Annotated in this window: 8 protein-coding genes; 3 read left to right on the top strand and 5 right to left on the bottom strand. The window is 73.2% G+C overall.

Going from position 1 to position 6,704, the window contains the following annotated elements; translation table 11 throughout:
* A partial coding sequence (locus tag ABTY20_RS22435) for a biotin carboxylase N-terminal domain-containing protein (protein ID WP_158786612.1) occupies positions 1–103 on the bottom strand: 103 nt, incomplete at its 3' end.
* Between the two features lie 396 nt (positions 104–499).
* Here ABTY20_RS22435 and ABTY20_RS22430 point away from each other — a divergent pair.
* Entirely contained in the window at positions 500–1,003 is a 504-nt protein-coding gene (locus tag ABTY20_RS22430) for a hypothetical protein (RefSeq protein ID WP_351998792.1), read from the top strand.
* Here ABTY20_RS22430 and ABTY20_RS22425 read toward each other — a convergent pair.
* The 4 genes from ABTY20_RS22425 to ABTY20_RS22410 form a co-directional block, all read right to left on the bottom strand.
* On the bottom strand, positions 972–1,592 hold the full coding sequence (locus ABTY20_RS22425; protein ID WP_351998791.1) for a Maf family protein: 621 nt from the start codon (positions 1,590–1,592) through the stop codon (positions 972–974). The genes ABTY20_RS22430 and ABTY20_RS22425 overlap by 32 nt on opposite strands.
* A 31-nt stretch (positions 1,593–1,623) precedes the next feature.
* Entirely contained in the window at positions 1,624–1,752 is a 129-nt protein-coding gene (mmpB, locus tag ABTY20_RS22420; protein WP_279334254.1) for a morphogenic membrane protein MmpB, read from the bottom strand.
* Positions 1,753–1,841: 89 nt separating this feature from the next.
* The gene (locus ABTY20_RS22415) at positions 1,842–2,051 is read right to left on the bottom strand and encodes an acyl-CoA carboxylase epsilon subunit (RefSeq protein WP_351998790.1); all 210 of its coding nucleotides are present in this window, start codon (positions 2,049–2,051) and stop codon (positions 1,842–1,844) included.
* 9 nt (positions 2,052–2,060) lie between these two features.
* The gene (locus tag ABTY20_RS22410) at positions 2,061–3,650 is read right to left on the bottom strand and encodes an acyl-CoA carboxylase subunit beta (RefSeq protein ID WP_351998789.1); all 1,590 of its coding nucleotides are present in this window, start codon (positions 3,648–3,650) and stop codon (positions 2,061–2,063) included.
* A 110-nt stretch (positions 3,651–3,760) separates the two neighbouring features.
* Here ABTY20_RS22410 and ABTY20_RS22405 point away from each other — a divergent pair, with 110 nt between their 5' ends.
* Both ABTY20_RS22405 and ABTY20_RS22400 read left to right on the top strand, forming a co-directional pair.
* Positions 3,761–4,627 (top strand): biotin--[acetyl-CoA-carboxylase] ligase, encoded by an 867-nt coding sequence (locus ABTY20_RS22405; protein WP_351998788.1) that lies wholly within the window; start codon positions 3,761–3,763, stop codon positions 4,625–4,627.
* 391 nt (positions 4,628–5,018) lie between these two features.
* On the top strand, positions 5,019–6,125 hold the full coding sequence (locus tag ABTY20_RS22400; RefSeq protein ID WP_351998787.1) for an adenylate/guanylate cyclase domain-containing protein: 1,107 nt from the start codon (positions 5,019–5,021) through the stop codon (positions 6,123–6,125).
* Positions 6,126–6,704 lie beyond the last annotated feature (579 nt).

Genomic DNA, 6,704 nt, shown 5'->3' with positions numbered 1-6,704 from the left:
CCGGGTCGGCATAGACGGCAACGCTCGCGATCCCGGCATCCCGGCAGGCCCGGGCCACCCGGACAGCGATTTCGCCACGGTTGGCGATGAGCACCTTGCGCACGATTGAGGCTCCCTCCTTGAAACAAGCCGAGTTTAGGGACTGCCGACACGGCACTTCGACCCGTCCCCACTGGTGAGCTTGCCCACACGGAGCGTGATGCGGGGCTCGCCCGACCCGCGAAATCCCTTGTCGCACCGTGGTACGCAGGACTCCTCCCGGAAACCCTAGCCGTCCCGTGTGGTCAAGGTCTCTGTGAGAGCGTGCTGCGGCCCACTCGGTTTCTTTGTGGAGTCCCTACGAATGGCCCAATGATTCTTTGCCCTCCGCGGGAGTCCTGTCCCGAGGTTCACCCTCTTCGGGACTCCTCACGAGCCGGGGGGACCCCCGTGTAGCCTTCGCGTCGACCCGAACGTACTCGGGGTAACCACAGTCGTGCTCGAAAGTGGGTGGGGGCCGGTGGTACGCAGACCGGTGGCGTGGGTCGTGGCGCTCGTCCTGTTCGCCGAGGCACTCGGCGTCGCGGCGCTGAACTGGTTCCTGGGCGTCGTCGTCGACCGGCAGCACATGTCGCTGGCCGGGCTCGACCCGGACGTGATGTCGACGTCCGCGAAGAGCGGCGGAATCGTCTTCGGGCTCTACTTCGCGCTGTGCGCTCTGGTGGCCCTGCTGGTCGCCGTGCGCGACCGGGAGCCCGCCGGACTCGGCAAGGTCCTGCTGATCAGCGCGGCGGTGGTGCACGCGCTGCTGGGGGCGGTCGCCTGGAACCTGGTCCACTGGACCGCGTTCGCCTCCATGCTGGTCGTCCTCGGGCTCATCGTGCTGCTGCTGATGACGTACGACGGCCGTCCGGAGCGTCCGGCCGCCACCGCGTCCGGCGCCGCCCCCGAGGGCGGCGCCGGCGGTGACGGCTCCCCGGTGACGCCTCCGGTCACTCCTCCGGCCGCGCCCACAGCTCCGTGATGCCGACTCCCAGGTCGGCGAGGAGGCGCCGGACCAGGGGCAGGCTGATGCCGATGACGTTGCCGTGGTCGCCGTCGATGCCGTCGATGAACGGGGCCGAACGGCCGTCCAGGGTGAACGCGCCGGCGACGTGGAGCGGTTCGCCGGAGGCCACGTAGGCGGCGATCTCCTCGTCGCTGGGCTCGCCGAAGCGGACGACGGTGGAGGCGGTGGCGGAGACGTAGCGTCCGCCGACGGTGTCGTACACGCAGTGGCCGGTCTGCAGCGTTCCCGCGCGGCCCCGCATGTCCTTCCAGCGCGCGACGGCCTCCCCGGCGTCCGCGGGTTTGCCGAGGGCCCGGCCGTCCAGTTCCAGGACCGAGTCGCAGCCGATCACCAGCGCGCCCTTGACCTCGGGCTTCGCGGCGACGACGGACGCCTTGGCCTCGGCCAGGGCGAGCGCCAGCTCGGCGGGGGTGGGAGCGGTGACGGCGTCCTCGTCGACCCCGCTGACGATCACCTCGGGATCCAGCCCGGCCTGGCGGAGCAACCCGAGCCGGGCGGGGGACTGGGAGGCGAGCACGAGTCGGCGGCGCGGCTGATCTGTCATGCGCTCAGCGTATCGACGTCGCCCGGACGCCTCACCTCACGCCGATCACGAGCATGGCGAGCACCATGGCCAGCGCCACGAGAACGCCCAGCCGCCGCAGCATGTCCTGCGTGTCCCGCAGTTCCTTGGGCGGCTCGTTCTCGGGGTCGGACCAGAGCATGCCACCAGCGTGGGGCCCGGACCGGCCGGGTGCCTGAGTACGCGTACTCAAGTGGGGGCGTGGCGTTGTTCACCACGCCCCGACTCAGGTCACTGGCCCGGCCAGTAGGTGCGCGTCCACGAGGCCGGGCCCGGACGGGGGACGTGGTGGGCCGCGATCCGGGACGGGTCGGACCACGCGTCGCGGGGGGTGGGCGCGCCGGACGGCACGGCTGACGCCGCCGCGGCGCGCGCCCGGACCACCGCCAGTGCGGCGGCCAGCTCCTCCGGGGTGGGGTTGCCCCGTACGACCTTGATCACGTCGGCTCCTTACAGGGGGATGTTGCCGTGCTTCTTCGGGGGCAGGGATTCCCGCTTCGTACGCAGCTGACGCAGCCCGCGGACGATGTGCCGGCGGGTGTCGGACGGCATGATCACCGCGTCGACGTAGCCGCGCTCGGCCGCGACGTAGGGGTTGAGCAGGGCGTCCTCGTACTCCCGCATCAGCCTCGCGCGGGTCTCCTCCGGGTCCTCCGCGTCGGCGATGGTGCGGCGGTGCAGGATGTTGACCGCTCCCTGGGCGCCCATCACGGCGATCTGGGCGGTGGGCCAGGCCAGGTTGAGGTCGGCGCCCAGGTGCTTGGAGCCCATGACGTCGTAGGCGCCGCCGAAGGCCTTGCGGGTGATCACGGTGATGAGGGGGACGGTGGCCTCGGCGTAGGCGTAGATCAGCTTGGCGCCGCGGCGGATGATGCCGTCGTGCTCCTGGTCGACGCCGGGCAGGAAGCCGGGGACGTCGACGAAGGTGAGGACCGGGATGTTGAAGGCGTCGCAGGTGCGCACGAAGCGGGCCGCCTTCTCGGAGGCGGTGATGTCCAGGCAGCCGGCGAACTGCATCGGCTGGTTGGCGACGACGCCGACGGGGCGGCCCTCCACGCGGCCGTAGCCGGTGAGGATGTTCGGCGCGAACAGCGGCTGCGTCTCGAAGAACTCGCCGTCGTCGAGGACGTGCTCGATCACCGTGTGCATGTCGTAGGGCTGGTTCGCCGAGTCCGGGACGAGGGTGTCGAGCTCGCGGTCCTCGTCGGTGACCGTCAGGTCCGCCTCCTCCGGGAACGCCGGGGGCTCGGAGAGGTTGTTCGACGGCAGGTAGGACAGCAGCTGCTTGACGTACTCGATCGCGTCCTTCTCGTCGCCGGCCATGTGGTGGGCGACGCCGGAGGCGGTGTTGTGGGTGCGGGCGCCGCCGAGCTCCTCGAAGCCGACGTCCTCGCCGGTGACCGTCTTGATGACGTCCGGTCCGGTGATGAACATGTGGGACGTCCGGTCGACCATGATGGTGAAGTCGGTGATCGCGGGGGAGTACACCGCACCGCCCGCGCACGGACCGACGACCAGGCTGATCTGCGGGATCACGCCGGAGGCGTGGGTGTTGCGGCGGAAGATCTCGCCGTACGCGCCCAGCGAGGCCACGCCCTCCTGGATGCGGGCGCCGCCGGAGTCGTTGATGCCGATGACCGGGCAGCCGGTCTTCAGCGCGAAGTCCATCACCTTGACGATCTTCTGGCCGTAGACCTCGCCCAGCGCCCCGCCGAAGACGGTGAAGTCCTGGGAGAAGACGGCGACCGGACGGCCGTCGACGGTGCCGTAGCCGGTGACGACGCCGTCGCCGTAGGGGCGGTTGGCGTCGAGGCCGAAGTGGGTGGAGCGGTGCCGGGCGAACTCGTCCAGTTCGACGAAGGAACCCTCGTCGAGCAGGAGGTCGATCCGCTCGCGGGCCGTCAGCTTGCCCTTGGCGTGCTGCTTTTCGACCGCGCGTGCGGAGCCGGCGTGCGTCGCCTCTTCGATGCGACGCTGGAGATCCGCGAGCTTGCCCGCGGTCGTGTGGATGTCGGGCTGCTGCTCTTCCGGCTCGGACATCGGGATGCGGCTCCCTGCCTGCTCAAAAGGGGGGACGGTTACTCATCCGTAGCGTAGTGGGGGGCCCTCCGTTCGGCAGTGCGGTGTTTCCCACACCTAGGGTGGGTTGCATGACGCCCCGAGATGACTCCGAATCCGCCCACAGCCGGTGGTCCGATCTGGACCGGCCGCCCCTCAACGCCACCGCTCTGCGGCGGGGGCTGGTGCGGGAGGGAGCGCTGTGGCGGGAGGTGGACGTGGTGCAGCGCACCGGGTCCACCAACTCCGATCTGGTGGCCCGGGCCGCCGAGGAGGGGCTGGAGGAGGGGGTCGTCCTCGTCGCCGAGGAGCAGACCGCCGCGCGGGGGCGCCTCGACCGGCGGTGGACGGCGCCGGCCCGGTCGGGGCTGTTCTTCTCCGTGCTGCTGCGGCCCGCGGAGGTGCCCGTGGCGCGGTGGGGGTGGCTGCCGCTGCTCACCGGTGTCGCGGTGGCGACCGGGCTGTCGCGGGCGGCGGGCGTCGACACCGCGCTGAAGTGGCCCAACGACCTGCTGGTCACGGTGGGGGGAGAGGAGCGCAAGGCCGGGGGGATCCTGGCGGAGCGGGCCGGGGACGACGGAGTGGTGATCGGTGCGGGGATCAATGTGAGCCTGCGGGCCGATGAGCTGCCGGTGCCCACCGCGGGGTCGCTGGTGCTGGCCGGAGCGGTGAGCACGGACCGGGATCCGTTGCTGCGGGGGGTGCTGCGGTCGCTGGAGGAGTGGTACGGGCGGTGGCGCGCGGCGGGGGGCGACCCGGGGGCCAGCGGGCTGCAGGAGACGTACGCGGCGGGGTGCGCGACGTTGGGACGGGTGGTGCGGGCGGAGCTGCCGGGGGATCGGGAGCTGGTGGGGGAGGCGGTCGCGGTGGACGGCGACGGCCGGCTGGTCCTGGCCACGGAGGCGGGGGTGCAGAAGCCGGTGGGGGCGGGTGACATCGTCCATCTGCGCGCCCACTGACGCCCACGGCGGGGGGACGGGTGGGCCGGGGCCGGACCGGGGGCGTCCGTCCCCGGCCCGGAGCGGATCACGTCCGCCGGAGGGGCGCGGGGCGCGGACGCGCCGGCCCCCTGCCGGGTCAGCCGCGGGCGGCCGTGCCTCCCCCAGTGCCTTGAAGGCCTGGGAGGTACCCCCAGGGGCGACGGGGGAGGCACCGCGCAAGCGCCGGTCACCCGCGGGCACCGGGCCGCGGAGCCACCCCGCACCGACGCCGGCGGGGGCCACCGTGCAGGCGCCGGGCCACCGCCGGTCACCTCGTCCCATGGCCCAACCTGACGGAGTGAGCTGGCGCACACCTGCCGTAGAGTTGAGCCCGGTCGATACCTGGCCATGGCAGATCGGAAGGGCACGCGTGACCGTCGACGACTCGGGTTCCACGGACGCGCAGGGCGCCGGCGAGGATCCGCTTGCCCTGCGCCTCGAACACCTCATCCTGGGCGCCGAGCGCCGTTACACACCGTTCCAGGCGGCCCGCAGCGCCGGCGTCACCATGGAGCTGGCCACCCGCTTCTGGCGGGCGATGGGCTTCGCCGACGTCGGCCAGGCCAAGGCCCTCACCGAGGCCGACGTGCTCGCGCTGCGCCGCCTCGCCGGTCTGGTGGAGGCGGGCCTGCTGAGCGAGGCCATGGCGGTGCAGGTGGCGCGGTCCACCGGACAGACCACCGCCCGGCTGGCCGAGTGGCAGATCGACTCGTTCCTGGAGGGGCTGACCGAGCCGCCCGAGCCGGGCATGACCCGTACCGAGGTGACGTACCCGATCGTCGAGCTGCTCCTGCCCGAGCTGGAGGAGTTCCTCGTGTACGTCTGGCGGCGGCAGCTCGCCGCCTCCGCCGGGCGGGTGGTGCAGGGCGGCGACGACGAGGAGATGGTCGACCGGCGGCTCGCCGTCGCCTTCGCGGACCTCGTGGGGTTCACGCGGCTGACCCGGCGGATGGAGGAGGAGGAGCTCGGCGAGCTCGTCGAGGCCTTCGAGACCACCGCCGCCGATCTGGTCGCCGCACGCGGCGGGCGGCTCATCAAGACCCTGGGCGACGAGGTGCTCTACGTCGCCGACGACGCCGGTATCGCCGCGGACATCGCGATGCGGCTGATCGAGACCCTGGCGAACGACGAGACCATGCCGGAGCTGCGGGTCGGCATGGCGTTCGGCACGGTGACCACCCGGATGGGCGATGTGTTCGGCACGACCGTGAACCTGGCCTCCCGGCTCACCTCCATAGCCCCGCGGGACGCCGTGCTGGTCGACAGCGCCTTCGCCGAGGAGCTGATCCGCACCGGTGACGCGCCCGCCTCCGAGGCGGCGGCGGCCGAGGCGGTGGCCGCGGCGGAGAAGGAGGGCGAGGAGCCGCCGGGCTACCGGTTCGCGCTCCAGCCGATGTGGCAGCGGCCCGTGCGTGGTCTGGGTGTGGTGGAGCCCTGGCTGCTCACACGGCGGAACGGGGCTTCCGCACCCTCCTGATCCGGGTCGCCGCCCACGCGGACGCCGATGACCGGTACGCACGGGCCGGGGCGGGGGGCGGGGTCCGGGGTGCGTTCGTCCGGCTGGGGCGACGGCGGGTCGTGAGGGGCCGGCGGGGGCGGTTCCGGTGTGTCGCGCGGGGGCCGCCGGAGTGCGGGTGAGCGCGGGCCGCGGGCCGACGCGGTGGCGGGCGGTGCGGCCGGAGTGTCCGCGCTGTCCGGGACGGCCGTGGTGGGCCGGGCCGACAGCGACGGCCCGGGCGCGGTGAGCGGGCTCGGGGCCTTGCCGCCCAGGGCCATGGGTGAGGACGGGCTCGCCCCGGGGGCGGGTGCGGCGGCCCTGCTCGCGGGCCGGGGGCCGGCGGGTGTGCCCGCGTCCGTGTGGGGGACGGGGCGGGGGCCCGCCTCCGCGCCGGTGTCCGTGCCGCCGCCCTGGGGGGTGGCCAGGTGGACCAGGATCACGACGCTCGCGGCCACGGCCAGGCTCCCCGCCGTCGACAGGACCTTGCGGGGGCGGGGCCTGCGGTGGCGGCCCCGGAGGCGGACGGTGCGGGCCGGTGGTCCGTCGGTGGGTGGTGTC

Origin of the sequence: Streptomyces sp. NPDC126497 (assembly GCF_040302425.1) — a bacterium.
Taxonomy (GTDB): Bacteria; Actinomycetota; Actinomycetes; order Streptomycetales; family Streptomycetaceae; genus Streptomyces.
The sequence above is the reverse complement of the archived record's forward strand: the minus strand, read 5'-3'. Positions and strand labels throughout refer to the sequence as shown.